Genomic DNA, 16,987 nt, shown 5'->3' with positions numbered 1-16,987 from the left:
ATACTGTAATACAGAGATGTCCAGTAGTACTGATGGGGGAGAAATCATTCGCGTGTCTAAGAAGGGGCAGGCGACGATTCCCAAGGAACTCCGTGAACGATTCGGCATCGAAACGCCTGGGAAGGTACTCATCCACGAAGCGGAGGGGAAAATCGTGGTCGAACCCCTCCCCTCAGTCGAAGAGATGCAGGGTGTCCACGCCGGCCGCTACGAGAAGGGAGACGTCCTCGAGCACCTGCGGGAGATGAAAGAAGAGGACAAACAGCTCGAGCGCGATGAGCGGCTCGAACGGCACCAATGACGGACTACGTCTTTGACACAGAACCACTCATCGCGTATTTTTACGACGAACCTGGCGCTCCGGATGTGACCGAGAAGCTTCAGGCGATCGAAAGCGAAGAGGCGGATGGAGCAATCTCCCACGCCACCGCGACTGAGATCGTCTATAAAGTCGCTCGTCTCGAAACAGGTGACCCGAACCAAACCCCGCCTGGCGAAGACGAGTTCGACGTCGGCGAGCAGGATCTGCGCATCCTCCGGGGCTTTGGAGTGACGATAGAGAACCCGGCATGGAGTACGGTCGCCCGCATCAAAGGTGCAGGTGGTATCTCGCTCGGCGATTCATACGCTGCTGCGCTGGCAATCGAGGAGGAGGCAACTCTCGTCGTTGGAGCGGACCCCGAGTTCGGTGATCTGTCGGAGGACATCGACGTGCAGCAAATCCGCGAAGAACCAGTCTAATTCCGTTCTAGACACCCGTTTCCCCCGCCCAACCATCTTACCCTTGTATCCCGAATAATGGCTCTTCGCCGGCGTCTATCGCGTTTTCTCGACTTCTGGCTATGCGTAATCAATGAACTATTCGAGTGCGCCGTAGACGGCAGCCGAACTCGGTCTCGAAGTAGGGTGTCATTGAACAGCTCCCAAGGTGATTGATTTCACTACTGTTGGGTATAAATCACCTACTCAGTAGGTCTGCGAATGTCTTAATCCTATTATCTTCTTGAACCGATACGCTGGAGATACCCGCTATGTCTTCAAGTACAACAAGCAAGTACCAGAGGAAACAGACGAACAGAGGTTTGTTTAGATGTGGAGATTCAATAGAGCGAGAGACTCTCCTTGTTCCCCTTCTTGTCTACAGGTGCTGGGTCGCCTGAAACGGAGCGTCCCGCCAGCATCACAAGTCAATCAGTGAATCAGGGGAGACGAGAGGGCATATTCTCGGTTCTGCCTGTGTCGTGGTAGTTTACCGGAAGAAGCGTCTTCATTCAGCACCCACAAAGAACCTATAACTCCAGTACCAGTTTCTCCAACTGATCAGCTACTTCCGAGTCAACCTCATCCCCGCCCTGAATGAACTCTGTGACCATTGCAAGCGACCAGATGGAGGCGTCGCTAACGCCGATAATCGGATACGTGTATTCCTCAGTAAGTCGCGGCGTATGAGCCTCTTCTCCGGCGAGGATTTCTACAGCAGTACGTATCGGGGACCCCTCTTTGAACGTCTTCTCGGCGATTTCTAGGGCATCTCTGTACTCCTCCTTCATTAGGTAGCTCTTGATTTTTTCAAGGCTCTTTGGTTGCTCAGTCGGCAGTAATTCTTCAGTGATCTCAATCGACTCAAACTCCCCGACCGAATCCGCGAAAGCACCCTCTACTTTGTATTCGATAGCGTCCGCGATTATGTCTAAGGCTTTGAGGAAATCTGTATTGATATGCACTGGAACTTCACCAGTCTTCAACACCTGCCAGGCCTCGTTAACAGACTCCCTGATTCTCTCCGGGTCTCCCTCGTAACAAGCTAGGACAGCATCCGCTCGGGAACCCAAACATCGATGAAGGGCAATGGACTCGTCCACCGTCTCAGTGGCTTTCGCATCACCGTCTGCACCGAGACTGGAGAGCACTCTCATCGCCGTGTTGTGGAGCTGTAAACTGACTTCCCAGCCATTAGCTGACCCGTAGTTCTCGTAGATAGCAGCCGTAGCCGCGTTCCTCACTGCTTTGCTGAAATACTTCAGAAATCGATTTCTGTCGATCGGCTTGATTATCTGCGCAGCACGATAGAAATGAGTTGCTGCCTGCCGATAATTCGGGTCCGGGCGGTTATTTGCGTCCTGTTGAGAGGCCCACCAGTTCCCGCTGCTTTCTTGCCCCAGAACGACTCTCAGGTAGGAGCGCATCCGAGTGTTCTGTTCCTCTGTGAATATCTCGCTGAACTTTCCTTGAAGTAGCCTGATTTGATGGCTGCACAGTTGGAGCTCAGCCCGCTTGGGTTTGCGTTGGCCATGCCGGTAACGTTCCACGGTATCTCTAGCGTCCAAGTACAGGTATTCTGCAAGACGGCGTTCCGCCGGCTGTCGGACGACGCTTGACTGGGCTAGTTTCAGCTTCTCCGTATCTACATACGCAGCCTCCTCGCTGCGTTCCCAGAGTTCATCAGCCGAGCGTTCATCCTCTGGGTGCGGGTCAGGGAGATCAGACAGGAACTCACTCAAGTAATATTCGAAGGCTTCCGTATCCCTATCCACCGAGGTTGTCACAGAAATGAATCGAGCATGCACGAGGAGCTTCTTCCCCATAATTGGCTGGTTTGAATCGTGTAGGAGGTTATCACAAATTTCGTAGACGGAATCCTCTCTTTCTGTATAGATGTGCTCCAAGATTGTAGACACGACATTCCCGGTCGTGAGCCCGTTTAAACCCAAATCCTGATAACCCTTGACCCGATTATCTAGTTCAGAAAGGGAGTTAATCGGGAATCTCTTTCCGGCGTCACTTCCTCGAACTACCATGTTCTTCAGAGAACGTTCTGCATTTCGATTCAGGCGCGAGTACACGAAGCCCGTCGGACCTTGATCGATACAGACCTCGTAGAAGCGGAGGTACTTCTCGAAGCTTCTTAGATGGGTTTTCGCAGCGTTTTGGAGATTGTAATAGCAGTCAATTTCATCTTCGAAGTCCTCTGCGATCTCCTCAAAACTCTTAGAACCACTCAAAAGCAGATTGACTCTCTCTGCATCACTGATGCTGGAAGACATGACATCAACTGCCAATTGAGGTCACATATAACTAGCACCTACTACCTCATTTGTCTGTATTGAGCGAATAGAGGGAGCGAAGAACGGATCTGCGTACCGTTGTATGACACCCTCTCTGGAAGGCTTGGAAGGAATGAACATCACAGAAGTCACAGAACGGTTGGAACGCGAGGATTCGGGATAGTCGAAGAGGGCGGATACCAGCGTTGTTCATTCACCACAATGACCATCTATCATGCGCATATTGTCCCACGTGGGCAACACAACTGCCCCGATGCCGGCGTCGAAGATCCTCGAGGAGGTCGACCTATCCATGGGCAGGAATTTGCCTGACCACCCGCACGAACCCCCAGCGGACGCCGAGTATCCCTCGACGCTCCGCATCACGTCGACGCCGTTCGAGGAGCACACGGAGAGTGCGCTGGACCGTGCTGAGCGCTGGGAGCAGGGCGAAGCGGTGCCGCACGTCGTCAACTTCCAGGACGCCAGCGACTCCAGCGCGTTCTCACGCCGCGCCGCCTGGAGCTAGTGCGGAGTCTGATGGAGGAGCCAGCCGAGAGCATCCGCGCCCTTACCGACCGCCTCGACCGGGACGTCCGCCAGGTTCACGACGACCTGCAGATCCTGAGCGAGTACCGTATCGTTCACTTCCGCGAAGCGGGCAGCGCGAAGCAGCCCCACGTTCCCTACGACACGGTGAAGATCGAGGTTGAACTCACCAAGTCGGTCGGTGACACGTCCGAGTCACCGGCATCTGCGTAGCGGGCGGTCTGGACGCCCATCTTCTCGGTCTGTTGAATAGGGTACGGCGGTGGAATGAATGAGCTACGACGAGAGGCTTCACTTATCGTTCTCGTCTTTTTCGAAGGTCAGCTCCGTCCACGCTTCAGCGCCGCAATCGCAGCCGTCGTGCATTAGCGTGTGCGAATCCTCCCATTCGCCGCAGAATGGACACTCGACGGCGATTCCGTTTCGACGCTCCTCGGTCGCCTCGTTGTCGCGGTGCAGATGCACACGACGTCTCTCGGTCATCGTTCACCGTGCTCCGCTGCCGGAGCAGACTCGATCACGGAACAGTCGCACTCGATTCGATGCGTGCTCTGGCCGTCTTTCATCCCGAGCGGCGTGTACTCGATTTCTGTCCCACACATCGGGCAGGTGTCGCCGACTCGTTCGTTCGCCCAGGTGGCGAATTCGGAACCGAGAACGGTTCGCTCACTCATCGGCACTGACCTCTTCCATATGGACCCGGTGACGGAGTCCTTCGTCGTAGTCACGGAATTCTGACGCGGCGTGGTTATCTCGGTTTCCCTTCGCCGCCGATTTCGCAGACCACTGCTCACGCGCCTTCTCGATACTTCCCCAGTAATTCACCTCTCTCTTCGGTGGCTCCTCGGAGTCGTAGATCTCGTCGAGGCCACAGTCCTCACAGTACACGCGGTACGCCTTACTCATCGTTCTCACCGTATTCGAGTGAGATGCCTTCAACCTCTGGGAAGAGGGCGGTTCGAAGAAGCCCCATGTTCCCTACGACACGTTCACGATTGAGGTCGAACTCACCAAGTCGGTCGGTGACACGTCCGAGTCACCGGCATCCGTGTAGTGGATGTTCTGGACGCCCATCTTCTCGGTCTGAACCTACTCCTTGGTTACGTTGAATCACTAGCCAGCGTTGGGCAGGTCGTAACTGTGGATATACAATATGCTCACCGTCCATCTCCCTCACGTGACTCTTCAGTTCCGATACTATTTTGGTAATAAGATCCGACTTTGTAGTCGTATGGCAAGTAAGAACAAAGACAAATACATCAAAGAGCTAGAAGAAAGAGTAGAAGAGCTAGAGGATAGAATGAGCGCCATCGAAGACATATTCGCTCCAGCTATTCTCGACCGGCAGACAGCTCACGTCGAGGCGAAACAGGGGGATGCACGAGATACGCTCTCCCAAGGTGATGTGAAAACGGTCAAAATTTTCGATCCGCCAGGTCAGGGAAGCGATCCGGATAGCGGAGTCGGAAAGATAGACGGCATTGTGACGTTTGTCAACTGTGACGGACTCGCCGTAGAGCAGGACGATGTCGTCCACTGCCGAATCACGAATGTGCTGCCGAATGCAGCTCATGGCGTTGCGACGCAGATGGCCGAGTACGACGAGTAGACATCGTGAACCGCACGTCGATTGTGATGTGCATGGGGCACCTCTCGGGTGGACACCAGAGGTGGCCCGTTCTTATGGGAGTCAGGTGCTACTGAACTATAGATGACTTTGCGCCACGATCAAGAAAGTGTGCGACGACTATGGGGAGTAACAACAGTGCTCTCCGAGACAACCCTCAGGGACGACCGTTGTTTGAGAAGCGGGTCAGCGCTCTCTCGTGCCGTTCGTTAAAGCGAATTCGTTAAAGAGAACGCCTCTAACGCCTGAAATAGGACAAAACGTCGATGTGGATTAAGTCCCCTCGTGATACACTATTCAGTGTGATGTACGACCATCATCGAACATGCGATGACAGCTACAAGGGAGGCAGCCAACGATGAGCGGGGTCGCGGATGCACTCCGTGCCGCCGGCGCTTTGGCGTTCGGCGGTTTCCTCTTCATCGTCGTCGGCGGAATCTTTGCGTCCTCCTCCGCTCTGGAACCGATGATCGACCTCCGCTTCTGGGGATTTATTTATATCCTCGTAGCAATCCTGTTAGCAGGAGGAACGGTGTACGCTGCTCTAGTGAGTATCTTTTCATGACCATGGTCCCGAGCCCGACAGATGAGGACGTTCTGAACGTCTTCCGAGAGTTGGATGAGCCGTACGAGCATACTCTCACGACTAATGAGGTCACAGAGGAGTTCCCGGTCCAACGACGAGCGGTTCAAGGCTACGTGAAGGACCTCGAAGGTGCGAACCGACTCGTACTGGACCACGAGGGAAAGCCGAACCACTGGCGGCTTGCGAGAACAGAGCCGTCGGAACCCGTGTACGACCCACGATTGGGGAAGGCAAAGCGGTGGGGGAACAAAGCGAAATTCGTCGGGAATTGGACGACCCTATTCGGAATCGCCATCTTGGCTGCTGTCGGGATCATCACCTCAAACCACGTCTTCTCTGCAGTCGCTGATATTGGGTTGCCGATGTCGAGCGCACAGAGCGCGATAACAGCCGGACTTACTGGAGTACTGGGGAGCGGTCTCTTCCTAATCGGCTTCGCAGCATACATATTTTCGTTCAGTGTACCACGGCTGGCGGAGTGGTGGATAAACAGAACCTCTTGTTCCGACGCCGAATGAACGCTTCTCGGTATCTGACTCTGTAATACCCGTACCGTTTGTGAGCGTCACCGAGGGGTAGCACTTCGAGGGAGTAGAGCAGTCAGAGGTAGTCAGTGAACCATTCGGGAGCGCCGTACGCTTCGGCCCAGCAGCGCCTGTGACACGGCTCTCCTTGGCCGTTCGGAATCGCCCGTTCGAAATCGACCATCTCGCCACAGAGGTCACACTCTGCGCGGTGGCCCATCTGCCGGGTCTCGACGTCGAGGCCCTTCGTCTCGATGTAAAGCTCGTGGAGCGCGCGTGGCGTCAGCCGGACGAGGACTTTCTCGCGGTCGTCCTCATCTCGCCGCTCCGGCGTGTACGTGAGCACCCAGTCTTGGCCGTCTTCGCCGTCGCCGCCCGGCCCGAGCGAGATCGTCTGTGCGAGGTCGTCCGGAACGTAATGCCACTCGTTATCTCTAAACCGGGGATAGTGCCCGTTCGGTCGCGGGTTCTCGGGGTCGACGTCGTCCTCGGTCATGCGAGCCCGGCCTCCTCGAAGGCAGCGTTGACGACGTCGGCGGTCGGGGCATTGAGGTAGGGTTCGATAGCCTGGAAGCTTTCCCAACCGCCGACGGCCATCACGACGCGGGGGTTCATCTGGCGGTCGACGAGGAGTCGCTGCGCGAAGCGTCGGCGGAGGTCGTGGGAACTCACGTACTGGTAGTCGTCGTCGCCGGTTTCGGCGGCCGCACGCTCGGCTGTGCGCTTCACGACATCGCGGATACCGCGCTCGGTGAGATCGATCAATAAATCGTGTGGCGCTATATCTTCGGCAGTCTGGTAGCGGTGAACGTCGCCCTCGACGTCTGTGGGGAGGTAGGCATCACGGGGTTTCCCGCCGTTCCCGGTCGTGTCCTTTCCCTCTGGTACCCGGAGTCGGTAGTGATCGCCGTCGGGCGTGCGTTTCACGTGTTCTGGGTGGATTTGCGGGATTTCGAAGGCTCGGAGGCCGACGTAGCCACCGAGTTGGATGATGAGATCGTCGCGATGATTCATAGCGGCCCGCCGCAGCTCCTCGAGTTCGGCGTCGGTCATCCAGACCTTGTATTCGTCCTGCTTTGCGGTCGCTTCCAGTCGCATAGGAGCTTCTAAAACAAGCTTACACTAAATATCTGTCGAGCATCAGAAACGGTGGTGTGTCACCCCCCGATTAGACCGCTTGAGCGGAGCATAGCAGTGTTTCAGTGACGACTTCTATGATAAGTCGACAATTCGTACAACAGAGATTCTATAGTGATTTGAGCACCAGACCGTTCCACGAAATGAAGAATAGCTGTCTTATCCAGATCAGAGCGACTAATCGATAGTTTCATTCATATCATCCAGCCAGCTTATAGCACGCTCACCGATGAGGAGGGGAATAGTATCGTCTACATGTGGCGGCCGGTCTCCATTAAATAGGGTGTGGTAGTTCTGTCTCTGAATCCGCCACCGAGTCAACAACGCTCGGAGTTATTCGACTACGTCCGAAACGCAGTTGATCAGCGGCTTGGCCAATTTGAGGCGTGGCCAGCGAATATCTTCAAGCTTGAATTGGAGAGTGCAGGTATCTATCAGAACTTCTCTGGTCGGTGTTTGCTTGAATTACTCGCGGAGGACGAGGTCGCTCGTGAGAAAGTTGATGGATTCCCATATATGAAGCGAATTGGGGCTGATCTTTCTTTAGAAGGAACGCGAGTCAAGAGAGCAACAGAGATATTCTATAACCTCCCAAACCACGAATATAAATCGACGTTTCCAGAACTAACCCTCTACACAGCGTTGGCGAGGGAAAAAGAACTTCTCAACGATGCTATCCCTATCGACATTTTCCCGAAAGGTCACTATACACCCATGCTTCGCGGTATCGATAACGAAGTTGATGGACTCTTATCACTGAACCAGGAGTATTTCCCGCTCCAAGTCTACAATGGCATTCAGCTAATCACAGAACATGATGCGGACGGACGGCGGGATAAAGTCGTCCAAGCAGAGGAAGTCTCCACCCAAGAGTACCCGCCGAGCAATCCGGTTCTTATCTCACATCTCGCATCGGAGAACGTGCGGGGTATCATGCGGGCGCACAATGGTAGCGTCATAGATACACAGAAACTCATCGCCTGCGAAGAAACCAATCCTGATCTTGCCGATGCAGCCAAATTCCTGAACGTCCGCAACCGGGTTGAATTCGTCCCACGTCTGGAGACTTCGTATGGCCTCGGCCTAGATGGAAAGCGGTTCGACGAACTCGTTAACGAGGTTCCGAATGCGATCATTCCCCGGAAAGTAGCACCCGCAGCAATCCAGCTGCCCGACTGGTATCGCCAAATCGTCCGTGGTGGGCTCCACCTGCTCTACGTCAACACGTTCTACCGACGGACCGATGACAGAACAGAGCGAGAGGCGAGTATACTTCTCCAGGAGGCATTCCATCACCTGCTCAGAAGCGATCACGGCATGGATCTAGACCAGTTCATCGACGAGGGCTGGAACGAGTTCCGACAACGGTACAAGAACATCAAATACGCGCAGCGCCGCGAACAGCCGATTCGACAACAAGCCCGTGAATATGTCTCGACACTCCGCGACCACAATGTAATAACCCGAAGTGGAGACACCATCTATGCGCGAGCCTCGGATCATCCTCACTCGTCGCTCTCGTTCCCGTCAGGCTACTGAATCATAGATAACTGTCAAACCGCGAGTAACTCTGTGGCTAACAGGGAACTAGTCTAAGTAAAGACTATATAATATCAGTGAATCTGCCCTGTTATTGCGAATGACTCGTAAGTCGATCGCCCGTAACTCCGGCAACTCGGGGCGGGTGAACATTTCCGGCTCCGAACTCGAAACACTCGGAGCGGAGATCGGCGACGACGTCGAGGTAGACGTCGTCGACGCGAACGAAGTCGCACACGCCCTCATCGACAGCAAGGACGCTGCCCGCTTCCTCATCGTTACTCCTCGCTAATCAGCTATGCAAACGGCACTCACCTACCGCACGAATCGCGACCTGTTCTCGAACTACTACCTCGACGAGCACCTCCCCGAGACGGAAGCGTGGGACGAGCTCAGCGAGGCCGACCTTCGCGACGCCAAGGAGGACATTATGGACCTCTGGGAGCGTGAGAAGGACACGGCCCCGAAGCGCAACGAATCCCAGCTCGAGGAGAAGTTCATCCGGCCCATGTTCCGGACGCTGGGCATCCCGTTCGAGGTCGAGGAGAGCACCAGTCGCACCAAGCGCCGGCCGGACTACGGCTTCTTCGAGTCCGAGGACGCCGCTCGTGGCGCATTCGAGCGTCGGGATTCTGGTGGTGATTTCTACGAAAACGCCACCGCCGTCGCTGACGCGAAGCGATGGGGTCGACCGCTGGACACTCGCGGCAGCGGCGAGCACGAACGTGACTTCGAGAACCCGAGCTACCAGATCCACGTCTATCTGCAGGAAGTAGACGACGCACAGTGGGCCGTGCTCACCGACGGGAAGAAGTGGCGGCTGTACTACGGCCCGACGAGCCACCGCCTCGACTCCTACTACGAGATCGATCTCCCGACCGTCCTCGAACAGGGCGACCTGGAGGACTTCAAGTATTTCTACCTCTTCTTCCGGCACGGCGCGTTTCTCGAAGACGCCAGCGGTGATTGCTTCCTCGACGACGTCTACGGCGAGAGTAACGTCTTCGCTCAGGAGTTGGGGGCGGACCTCCAGGACAACATCTACGAGGCCATCAAGGTGCTCTCCGAGGGATTCCTGCAGTACTCTGACAACGACCTCGACGAGGAGACGCTCGTCGAAGAATTGGAACTACTCGACGATCCAGCAGACTTCGAACAGGCACGGCTGAGTTTAATTCACGATAGCTCGCTCATCTACCTCTATCGACTCATCTTCGTCCTCTATGCCGAAGCGGAGGGTCGAGAACTACTCGACACGAGCAACGAGATTTACGAGGAGTCCTACAGTCTGAATTCGCTCAAGCAGGATATCGCCGACGAACTCGATAGTCCTGATCCCAGCTATCGCGACTGGCAGGACGAAATCTGGTCGCGCCTCGACGAGCTGTTCAAGCTCATCGACCAGGGGAGCAAATCCCGTGGGATTCCCGAGGAGGACCTCTACATTCCGGCGTACAACGGCGGGCTGTTCCGCACTGACCCGGACGAGGATGACGGCCCCGAACCACGCTTTCTCGCTCAGTACGAGGTCGGTGACGCCTATCTTGCACGGGTCATCGAACTGCTGACACGGAGTCAGAACGGCAACGACGGCGGGAAAATCTTCGTCGATTACTCGTCGCTGGATGTCCGTCACCTCGGGAGCATCTACGAGGGGCTCCTCGAGTACAAGTTGAACGTCGCCGACGAACCGCTGGCCCTCGATGACGGCGAGTACGTGAGCGCCGATGAGGGAGACACGGTGGTCGTCGACGAGGGCGAGGTACATCTGACGACTGGGTCCGGCGAGCGCAAAGCCACTGGTTCGTATTACACGCCCGAGTACGTCGTCGAGTACATCGTCGAGAACACGCTTGAACCGCTAGTCGACGACATCCGGGCGGACCTTGCGGGTCGGAGTGCCAGAGGCGACCGCGGCTTCGCCGAAGAGTTCGCCGAGCGCGTCTTCGATCTGAAGATTCTCGATCCAGCGATGGGCAGCGGACACTTCCTGACGAGCGCCGTCGACTACCTGGCCCGCGAGATCATCGACGCCCAGGAGAAGCAGGCCGCCCAGCAGGGTATCGAGACCGTCGACGAGGACCACGACATCAACTGGGCCCGCCGGCAGGTCGCTCAGCGCTGCATCTACGGTGTCGACCTGAACCCGCTCGCAGTGGAGCTAGCGAAGGTGTCGCTATGGCTGCGGACGCTCGCTGCCGAACAGCCGCTGGCGTTCCTCGACCACCACTTGAAGACTGGGAACTCGCTCGTCGGGAGTGACCTCGAAGAGATCGACGCCCTCGAAAGCGAGAAGCGGGAGGATCGTCCCGAATCCGAGTCATCTCTGTCGGAATATATCGACACGAAGCAGGGGACGATAGAGCAGTTGATGCGGATCTATCAGGACTTCATCGTCATCGAGAATCAGGAACTCGCCGATGTGAAGGAGATGGAAGCGAGGTACGATGAGTTCGAACAGAACAAGCTTCGGCAGCGGCTAGAGGCGATGACAAACGTCCACACTGCTGAGGAACTCGAGTTAGATACGCTTCCGTCCGACGCGTACGAACAAATGGCTGCTGCCCTGGAAACCGACGATAGCTGGGAAGAGATCGAGAATATGCAGTGGTTTCGAGATGCGCAGATGTGGGCCAGCGACGATGAGTATTTCCACTGGAAGTTAGAATATCCAGAAGTATTCTACAACGAAGATGGGACGCGAGTCGATAACTCCGGGTTCGACGTGATAATCGGAAACCCTCCTTACATCCGACCGCACAACCTCGATGATCAGTTGAAATCGGCACTTTGGAACCTCTACGGGGAGTCCTATAAAGCAAAGAGCGATATTCTCAACTGCTTCCTCCAGTTCTCTATCGAAAACACGAAAGAAGGTGGGAACGTGGGTATGATTACCTCAGATACGTGGCGGATATTGAGCAGCGCGAAATCCTTGCGGGAATTCATCCTCTCTAGTTGCAAGATTCGTTCCTTCGGTCTCCTCCCCGAGAATGTCTTCGAAGATGCGAGTGTAGAAACAGTCATCGTACTTCTGTCGCCAGATGCTACCGAAACGAGCAGAAAAGAGAATACGATCACGATTTCGGACACCATCTCAAACGATGACCGCTACGAGCTTCCCCAGAGCGACTATTACGGGGATGACTCCGTGTTCTTCATCCTCTCGGAGGTGGAATACGATGTCCGAGAGAAGATTGAATCAAAGTCTACGAATCTAGGAGCAGTCGCGGAGGTCGACTTCGGTCTGAAAACTGCGGATGATTCAAGATATCTCAAGAAAGAGTCTACAAAACCGGAGGATGAGAAACTGATTACCAGTGAGAACGTCAGCAGATATCTACTGACCTGGGGCGGAGATTACGTTTGGTACGTACCAGACGATATGAAAGAGAATAAATCAACCGCACGTCCCGGGGAAGCAGAGCGATTCGAACGGAAGAAGATCATTGTAAGTCGGATGAGCGAACGACCATCTGCCGTTGTCGATGACGATAGTACGTACATCAAAGACGCACTTCTCGTCCATCTAACGGTCGATAACATCTCTCATGAGTACGTGTGTGCTCTCATCAACTCGAACCTAATGACCTTCTATTATAATGAGGTGTACACGACAGTTGATCTTCACCGGAACGAATTGCTTAAATTCCCGATAAAAGACATCTCAAATCCGTCCAGTTTGGAATCTCGACCTACTATCGATTCATTCCAATCGCCCGGTGACGGCGAAGAGAGGCGGTCTTTCGTCGATATCCTCCAAGAAAAGGCGGAGGATCGTCAGGAATGGGAATCGATGGCACATAATGCTCTCACAGAACTGGTGACACAGATAACTAAAACCCGAGAAAAACTAGCAGAACTCAATCTCGACGTGCTCGATTACTTCGGGAATTATGAAAGCGGCTGTACGCTTGGTGAAGTAGGGTTCTACCAACCGATTGCTGACTCCGACTCGATGCACCATGCGACTACTGACTCTGACAGAGTTGACGGGAAGTTACAAATCGATCACGTCGAAGTCGAACGGGATGACACAACCGTAACGGTCTCTGCAACCATCAGGTACAAGCCTGTAAACGAGAAGGAACACGACATCGACTCAAACGGATATACGCAAACAGATCCAATTCCTGCATTCCAAATCACAGAGATCAGCGATGAAGAGATGGCGCTAATTGAGGCATTAGTCCCAACTGTAGTGGAAAAAGCAGATGGGTTTGCTGGATTCCGAAATAATGCCACGAAAACGATATCACCGATAGATCGCCTTGAAGGGATCGAATTGCCCAAAGTAGATGATGTCGAAGCGGGGCTCGAACGATATGGTGAAACGAAATGCCGGGCAAACAAGCTAGAGAAAGAGATTGAGAGGGCTGACGACTGTATCAATCAACTCATCTACGAACTTTACGAACTCACCAATGAAGAGATAGAGGTAGTCGAATCTGCGCTTGCAGATGACTAACTACGACGTCGGCGATCACATCAAATTCGCTGGTGGTCAGGGCGAAATAACCAAAATTGAAGATCGTCCAAATGGAGGCCAACTCCTTCATGTCTATACCACGGAGGGCCAACTCCGCAAACTCCCGAGCGGCTTGCCCCATATCGAGCGGATCGACTCTATCATTGACCGGCTCGCCGCGAAGCAAATCGATTCACCACTACACTACGACCTTCGCGAACGTGCAACCCGCCTTGACCTCGCCTACCGATACGACCGATTTCTCTCCCTGACCAGCAATCGCATCGAGATCGAGCCCTACCAGGTTCAAGCCGCCTACGAGATTCTGAACTCCTACGACCACCGATATCTCATCGGCGACGAGGTCGGCCTCGGGAAGACCATTGAGGCCGGTATCGTCATCGAGGAACTCATCGCCCGCGACCGGGCCGACCGGGTGCTCATCGTCGCGCCAGCACCGCTGACCGTCCAGTGGCAGGAGGAGATGCGCGAGAAGTTCGACCGCAACTTCGTCATCTACGACCGCGAGACGGTTCGGACCCACCGCAAGTCCCACCCCAACCAGAACGTCTGGAAGCAGGAAGACCTCATCATCACCTCTATCGACTTCGCGAAGCAGACGACCGACGACCCCAATTCGGACGCGGTCTCCGTCCTCGACGCGCTCGATAATCTCGACGAAGAGTGGGACGTCGCGGTGTTCGACGAGGCCCACCACCTGACGGCCCGGCGGTCGAGCGACGAGTCGATGGAGCGCACCCAGCGCTACATGGTCGGCGAAGCCGTCGCCGAGAACTCGGACGCGCTCCTGTTGCTCACCGGGACCCCACACAAGGGGAAATCCGACCAGTTCTACTTCCTCACCAGTCTGCTCGATCCCTACCGCTTCAGTCACGAGTCACAGATCAATCCGGACGCGCTCGAGGATCTGATGATTCGCCGGCTGAAGGACGGCATGTACGAGACTGACGGAACGCGCATGTTCCCCGAGAAGAACATCGAGGCACTCCCCGTTGAGATGACCCGCGAGGAGCGGAAGCTGTACGACGACGTCACCGAGTACATTCGCGAATACTACAATCTCGCCCAGCAGGAGGAGAACCAGGCCGCCGGGTTCACGATGGTCATCTACCAGAAGCGGCTCGTCTCGAGCATCTATGCCATCCGGAAATCTCTGGAGAATCGGATGCGGGCGATCCAGAACGATGCGGTCGCCGAGGAACTTCCAGACGACGTCCAGGACCTCATCCCACGCTACAGCACGGAACCCGAGACGCTGACCGACGCCGAGCGTGCCCGCGTCGAGGAGGCGCTGGAGACCGTCACGATCACGCTCAATCGGTCGAAGATCCAGCAGGAACTGGACCGTGTGAAACAGCTCTGGCAGCAAGCTAAGAACATCGAGACCGACTCGAAAGCCCGACTGCTTCGCCAGTTCGTCGATCGCATTCTCTCTGATAACCCCGACGAGAAGATCCTGATCTTCACGGAGTACACGGACACCCTGGAGTATCTGCGTGACGAGGTGTTTCCCGAGCACGATATCGCGCAGGTGTACGGCGACCTCGACCAGGATCGTCGACGAGAGGAGATGGAGAAGTTCGAACAGGAGGCGAACCTGATGCTCGCGACCGACGCCGCCCAGGAGGGGCTCAACCTCCAGTTCGCTCACATTATGGTGAACTACGACCTGCCGTGGAATCCCATCCGCATCGACCAGCGGATGGGGCGACTCCACCGCTACGGCCAGGAGCACACCGTCGAGATCCGCAACCTCTTCTTCGCCAACACCCGCGAGAGCGAGATTTTGAATTTGCTCATCGAGAAGACGAACCAGATCGAGTCTGACCTCGGGATGCGCTCGGACGTGCTCGGTCGTGTCCTCGAGGACGTCGACCTCGACGAGACTATCATGGCGGCCATCGCTGAGGACGAGCCAACTGAGCAGGTCGTTGCCGACGTCGAGGCGACGATCGAAGAGCGGAAGGACGCTATCCAGACCGTCGAAGACGACTTCCTCATCCGGGACCGGTTCGATCTCTCGGGCGAAGACGACGAGATCCTCGACGTCATCGAGCGGAGCCAACACGGCGAGGTGTCCGAGGACGACATTGAGACGCTCGTCAGGGTGTTTTTCGACGAGTTCGGCGGCACGATCACGGGCGTCCGTCCCGGTCCCGCACGGACGGAAGGCGACGTGTTCCAGCTTGACGTCCCCGACATACTGAATGGCAATCACGTTCAGCGCCGCTACGCACGGGCAACGTTCACCAAGGATATCGCCATCGCGGAGGACGACATCGAGTTTATCTCGCTCGATCATCCGCTCGTCCAGTCACTCATCGAGTTTTGCCTGGACTCGGAGAGAGTCCAAGGCCAGGTAGCAACGAAGGTGGCTGCGAACGACGCTCGCGCGCCGGGCATCCTCTTCAATTACCGACTCGGCTACGTCTCAGGGGCCGGAGACGTAGTGACCGAGAAGTTCGTTCCACTCTATGCCACGCTAGACGAGTCAGTTACGACGGAGGTGCCGGAGTTCGTGGAGACGATGCCACCGGAAGATGCAGCGTCCCATCCGGATTGTGAACAGCTCGCAGCTGCGGTTGACGACCTCCATCAGGCGGCCGAGATGGAGGCGTGGACGCAGGTAGAATCATTTGCCCAGGAAGCTCGCAGCGAGCGTGAACGCGACATCGAGATCAAACGTGAACACGCCGAACGTTACTTCGCCGAGCAAATCGAGGAATGGGAGGAACGTCTCGAAACGTACCAGCAGCGTGCAGAGCAGGGGCGGGACATGTCCGCTCCGATCGGGAATGCAAAACAGAAACTCGAGAGCCTCCGCCGTGAGCGCGACGCAGAGCTTGCGCAGCTTGACGAGGAGCAACACGTCACGCCGGAAGAGCCCGACCTAGTGACCGCAGTGTTCGTCGTTCCATCGCCGCAGGGAGGCAACTGATGGTACAGGTCGTCAACGTCGTTGCGTCGGGCGCTCTCGATGTGGAACTCGATCTTGAGACGGTCGCCCGGGAGCTTGACGACGTCGTCGACTACGATCCCGAGAAATACCCTGGTGCCTACTTTCGATTCGGTGACGACGAGCCGCTGATAACGCTGTACCGAACTGGGAAGTACATTATTACAGGGGCGTCATCGGAAGCCGAGGCTGGCAGCCTCCGAGATAAGTTCCTGACCCTCCTGAATCGCCACGGAATTGTCTCGGATGCTGATGATGCCTGGTTCACCGTCCAGAACTACGTCTGTATGGCAGATATGGAGCGATCGCTCAATCTGTCAGCCCTTGCGATCGGCTTAGGGCTTGAAGTGACGGAATACGAGCCTGAGCAGTTCCCCGGCCTAGTGTACCGACCCCACGACCACGCGTGTGTACTCCTGGTCTTTGCCTCTGGGAAGGTGGTGATCACTGGCGCGTCTGATGTGAATACTGCTGGAGACGCCGTTACTCACCTCCGGAAGCAAATTGATGACCTCCTTAGCGGATGATTCTGAAAT

16 protein-coding genes and 1 pseudogene are annotated in these 16,987 nt (G+C 55.6%); 11 read left to right on the top strand and 6 right to left on the bottom strand.

The genetic code is table 11. From position 1 onward, the window contains the following. Positions 1–16: 16 nt before the first annotated feature. Both EYW42_RS19290 and EYW42_RS19285 read left to right on the top strand, forming a co-directional pair. Positions 17–301 (top strand): AbrB/MazE/SpoVT family DNA-binding domain-containing protein, encoded by a 285-nt coding sequence (locus EYW42_RS19290; protein WP_135537070.1) that lies wholly within the window; start codon positions 17–19, stop codon positions 299–301. Further along, positions 298–741, top strand: coding sequence for a PIN domain-containing protein (locus tag EYW42_RS19285; protein WP_135537069.1), 444 nt, complete (start codon positions 298–300; stop codon positions 739–741). The genes EYW42_RS19290 and EYW42_RS19285 overlap by 4 nt, the downstream gene beginning before the upstream one ends. A 548-nt stretch (positions 742–1,289) precedes the next feature. Here the strand turns inward: EYW42_RS19285 and EYW42_RS19280 are convergent. After that, on the bottom strand, positions 1,290–3,044 hold the full coding sequence (locus tag EYW42_RS19280) for a hypothetical protein (protein ID WP_135537068.1): 1,755 nt from the start codon (positions 3,042–3,044) through the stop codon (positions 1,290–1,292). A gap of 313 nt (positions 3,045–3,357) precedes the next feature. Here EYW42_RS19280 and EYW42_RS20660 point away from each other — a divergent pair. Further along, positions 3,358–3,806: pseudogene (locus EYW42_RS20660) on the top strand (HVO_A0114 family putative DNA-binding protein). Between the two features lie 78 nt (positions 3,807–3,884). On the opposite strand, the gene EYW42_RS19270 reads toward EYW42_RS20660, so the two are convergent. Genes EYW42_RS19270 through EYW42_RS19260 form a run of 3 tightly spaced genes read right to left on the bottom strand, consistent with a single transcriptional unit; the run spans position 3,885 to position 4,499 of the window. Next, positions 3,885–4,076, bottom strand: coding sequence for a hypothetical protein (locus tag EYW42_RS19270; protein ID WP_004591967.1), 192 nt, complete (start codon positions 4,074–4,076; stop codon positions 3,885–3,887). Next, positions 4,073–4,267, bottom strand: coding sequence for a hypothetical protein (locus EYW42_RS19265; protein WP_004591968.1), 195 nt, complete (start codon positions 4,265–4,267; stop codon positions 4,073–4,075). The genes EYW42_RS19270 and EYW42_RS19265 overlap by 4 nt, the downstream gene beginning before the upstream one ends. Beyond that, positions 4,260–4,499 (bottom strand): hypothetical protein, encoded by a 240-nt coding sequence (locus EYW42_RS19260; protein WP_004591969.1) that lies wholly within the window; start codon positions 4,497–4,499, stop codon positions 4,260–4,262. The genes EYW42_RS19265 and EYW42_RS19260 overlap by 8 nt, the downstream gene beginning before the upstream one ends. A gap of 325 nt (positions 4,500–4,824) precedes the next feature. On the opposite strand from EYW42_RS19260, the gene EYW42_RS19250 reads away from it, so the two are divergent. The 3 genes from EYW42_RS19250 to EYW42_RS19240 all read left to right on the top strand — a co-directional run bounded on the left by EYW42_RS19250 (position 4,825) and on the right by EYW42_RS19240 (position 6,324). Further along, positions 4,825–5,202: a TRAM domain-containing protein gene (locus tag EYW42_RS19250; RefSeq protein WP_049909251.1), complete on the top strand. Its 378-nt coding sequence runs from the start codon at positions 4,825–4,827 to the stop codon at positions 5,200–5,202. Between the two features lie 376 nt (positions 5,203–5,578). Continuing rightward, complete coding sequence (locus tag EYW42_RS19245) at positions 5,579–5,785, top strand: hypothetical protein (protein WP_004591972.1); 207 nt, start codon at positions 5,579–5,581, stop codon at positions 5,783–5,785. Continuing rightward, complete coding sequence (locus tag EYW42_RS19240) at positions 5,782–6,324, top strand: hypothetical protein (protein ID WP_135537067.1); 543 nt, start codon at positions 5,782–5,784, stop codon at positions 6,322–6,324. The genes EYW42_RS19245 and EYW42_RS19240 overlap by 4 nt, the downstream gene beginning before the upstream one ends. Before the next feature lie 82 nt (positions 6,325–6,406). Here the strand turns inward: EYW42_RS19240 and EYW42_RS19235 are convergent, their stop codons facing one another. After that, positions 6,407–6,826 (bottom strand): hypothetical protein, encoded by a 420-nt coding sequence (locus tag EYW42_RS19235; protein WP_049909253.1) that lies wholly within the window; start codon positions 6,824–6,826, stop codon positions 6,407–6,409. Further along, positions 6,823–7,428 carry a site-specific integrase gene (locus tag EYW42_RS19230; protein ID WP_135537066.1) on the bottom strand — a complete coding sequence of 202 codons (606 nt, stop codon included), beginning with the start codon at positions 7,426–7,428 and terminating at the stop codon, positions 6,823–6,825. Before EYW42_RS19230 ends, EYW42_RS19235 begins: the two co-directional genes overlap by 4 nt. A gap of 324 nt (positions 7,429–7,752) precedes the next feature. Between EYW42_RS19230 and EYW42_RS19225 the strand changes: the two genes are divergently transcribed. The 5 genes from EYW42_RS19225 (at position 7,753) to EYW42_RS19205 (ending at position 16,978) form a co-directional block, all read left to right on the top strand. Further along, positions 7,753–9,006 (top strand): hypothetical protein, encoded by a 1,254-nt coding sequence (locus EYW42_RS19225; protein ID WP_135537065.1) that lies wholly within the window; start codon positions 7,753–7,755, stop codon positions 9,004–9,006. A gap of 100 nt (positions 9,007–9,106) precedes the next feature. Then, positions 9,107–9,298: a hypothetical protein gene (locus EYW42_RS19220; protein ID WP_135537064.1), complete on the top strand. Its 192-nt coding sequence runs from the start codon at positions 9,107–9,109 to the stop codon at positions 9,296–9,298. Positions 9,299–9,304: 6 nt separating this feature from the next. Next, a complete protein-coding gene (locus tag EYW42_RS19215) occupies positions 9,305–13,474 on the top strand; it encodes an Eco57I restriction-modification methylase domain-containing protein (RefSeq protein WP_135537063.1) in 4,170 nt (1,389 codons plus the stop codon). Further along, entirely contained in the window at positions 13,467–16,433 is a 2,967-nt protein-coding gene (locus tag EYW42_RS19210; protein ID WP_135537062.1) for a DEAD/DEAH box helicase, read from the top strand. The genes EYW42_RS19215 and EYW42_RS19210 overlap by 8 nt, the downstream gene beginning before the upstream one ends. Then, on the top strand, positions 16,433–16,978 hold the full coding sequence (locus EYW42_RS19205; protein ID WP_135537061.1) for a TATA-box-binding protein: 546 nt from the start codon (positions 16,433–16,435) through the stop codon (positions 16,976–16,978). Before EYW42_RS19210 ends, EYW42_RS19205 begins: the two co-directional genes overlap by 1 nt. Positions 16,979–16,987: the final 9 nt, after the last annotated feature.

It is taken from the genome of Halostella pelagica, from assembly GCF_004762015.1.
GTDB lineage: Archaea > Halobacteriota > Halobacteria > Halobacteriales > Natronoarchaeaceae > Halostella > Halostella pelagica.
Note: the sequence above shows the minus strand (reverse complement) of the source record. Positions and strands in the feature narration are given on the sequence as shown.

Bases quoted from the DNA above. Each gene is read 5' to 3' on its own strand.
- EYW42_RS19290 (WP_135537070.1), top strand. From the start codon at position 17: ATGTCCAGTAGTACTGATGGGGGAGAAATCATTCGCGTGTCTAAGAAG.
- EYW42_RS19205 (WP_135537061.1), top strand. From the start codon at position 16,433: ATGGTACAGGTCGTCAACGTCGTTGCGTCGGGCGCTCTCGATGTGGAA.
- EYW42_RS19270 (WP_004591967.1), bottom strand. From the start codon at position 4,076: ATGACCGAGAGACGTCGTGTGCATCTGCACCGCGACAACGAGGCGACC.
- EYW42_RS19245 (WP_004591972.1), top strand. From the start codon at position 5,579: ATGAGCGGGGTCGCGGATGCACTCCGTGCCGCCGGCGCTTTGGCGTTC.
- EYW42_RS19265 (WP_004591968.1), bottom strand. From the start codon at position 4,267: ATGAGTGAGCGAACCGTTCTCGGTTCCGAATTCGCCACCTGGGCGAAC.
- EYW42_RS19215 (WP_135537063.1), top strand. From the start codon at position 9,305: ATGCAAACGGCACTCACCTACCGCACGAATCGCGACCTGTTCTCGAAC.
- EYW42_RS19220 (WP_135537064.1), top strand. From the start codon at position 9,107: ATGACTCGTAAGTCGATCGCCCGTAACTCCGGCAACTCGGGGCGGGTG.
- EYW42_RS19240 (WP_135537067.1), top strand. From the start codon at position 5,782: ATGACCATGGTCCCGAGCCCGACAGATGAGGACGTTCTGAACGTCTTC.
- EYW42_RS19260 (WP_004591969.1), bottom strand. From the start codon at position 4,499: ATGAGTAAGGCGTACCGCGTGTACTGTGAGGACTGTGGCCTCGACGAG.
- EYW42_RS19285 (WP_135537069.1), top strand. From the start codon at position 298: ATGACGGACTACGTCTTTGACACAGAACCACTCATCGCGTATTTTTAC.
- EYW42_RS19250 (WP_049909251.1), top strand. From the start codon at position 4,825: ATGGCAAGTAAGAACAAAGACAAATACATCAAAGAGCTAGAAGAAAGA.
- EYW42_RS19230 (WP_135537066.1), bottom strand. From the start codon at position 7,428: ATGCGACTGGAAGCGACCGCAAAGCAGGACGAATACAAGGTCTGGATG.
- EYW42_RS19235 (WP_049909253.1), bottom strand. From the start codon at position 6,826: ATGACCGAGGACGACGTCGACCCCGAGAACCCGCGACCGAACGGGCAC.
- EYW42_RS19210 (WP_135537062.1), top strand. From the start codon at position 13,467: ATGACTAACTACGACGTCGGCGATCACATCAAATTCGCTGGTGGTCAG.
- EYW42_RS19280 (WP_135537068.1), bottom strand. From the start codon at position 3,044: ATGTCTTCCAGCATCAGTGATGCAGAGAGAGTCAATCTGCTTTTGAGT.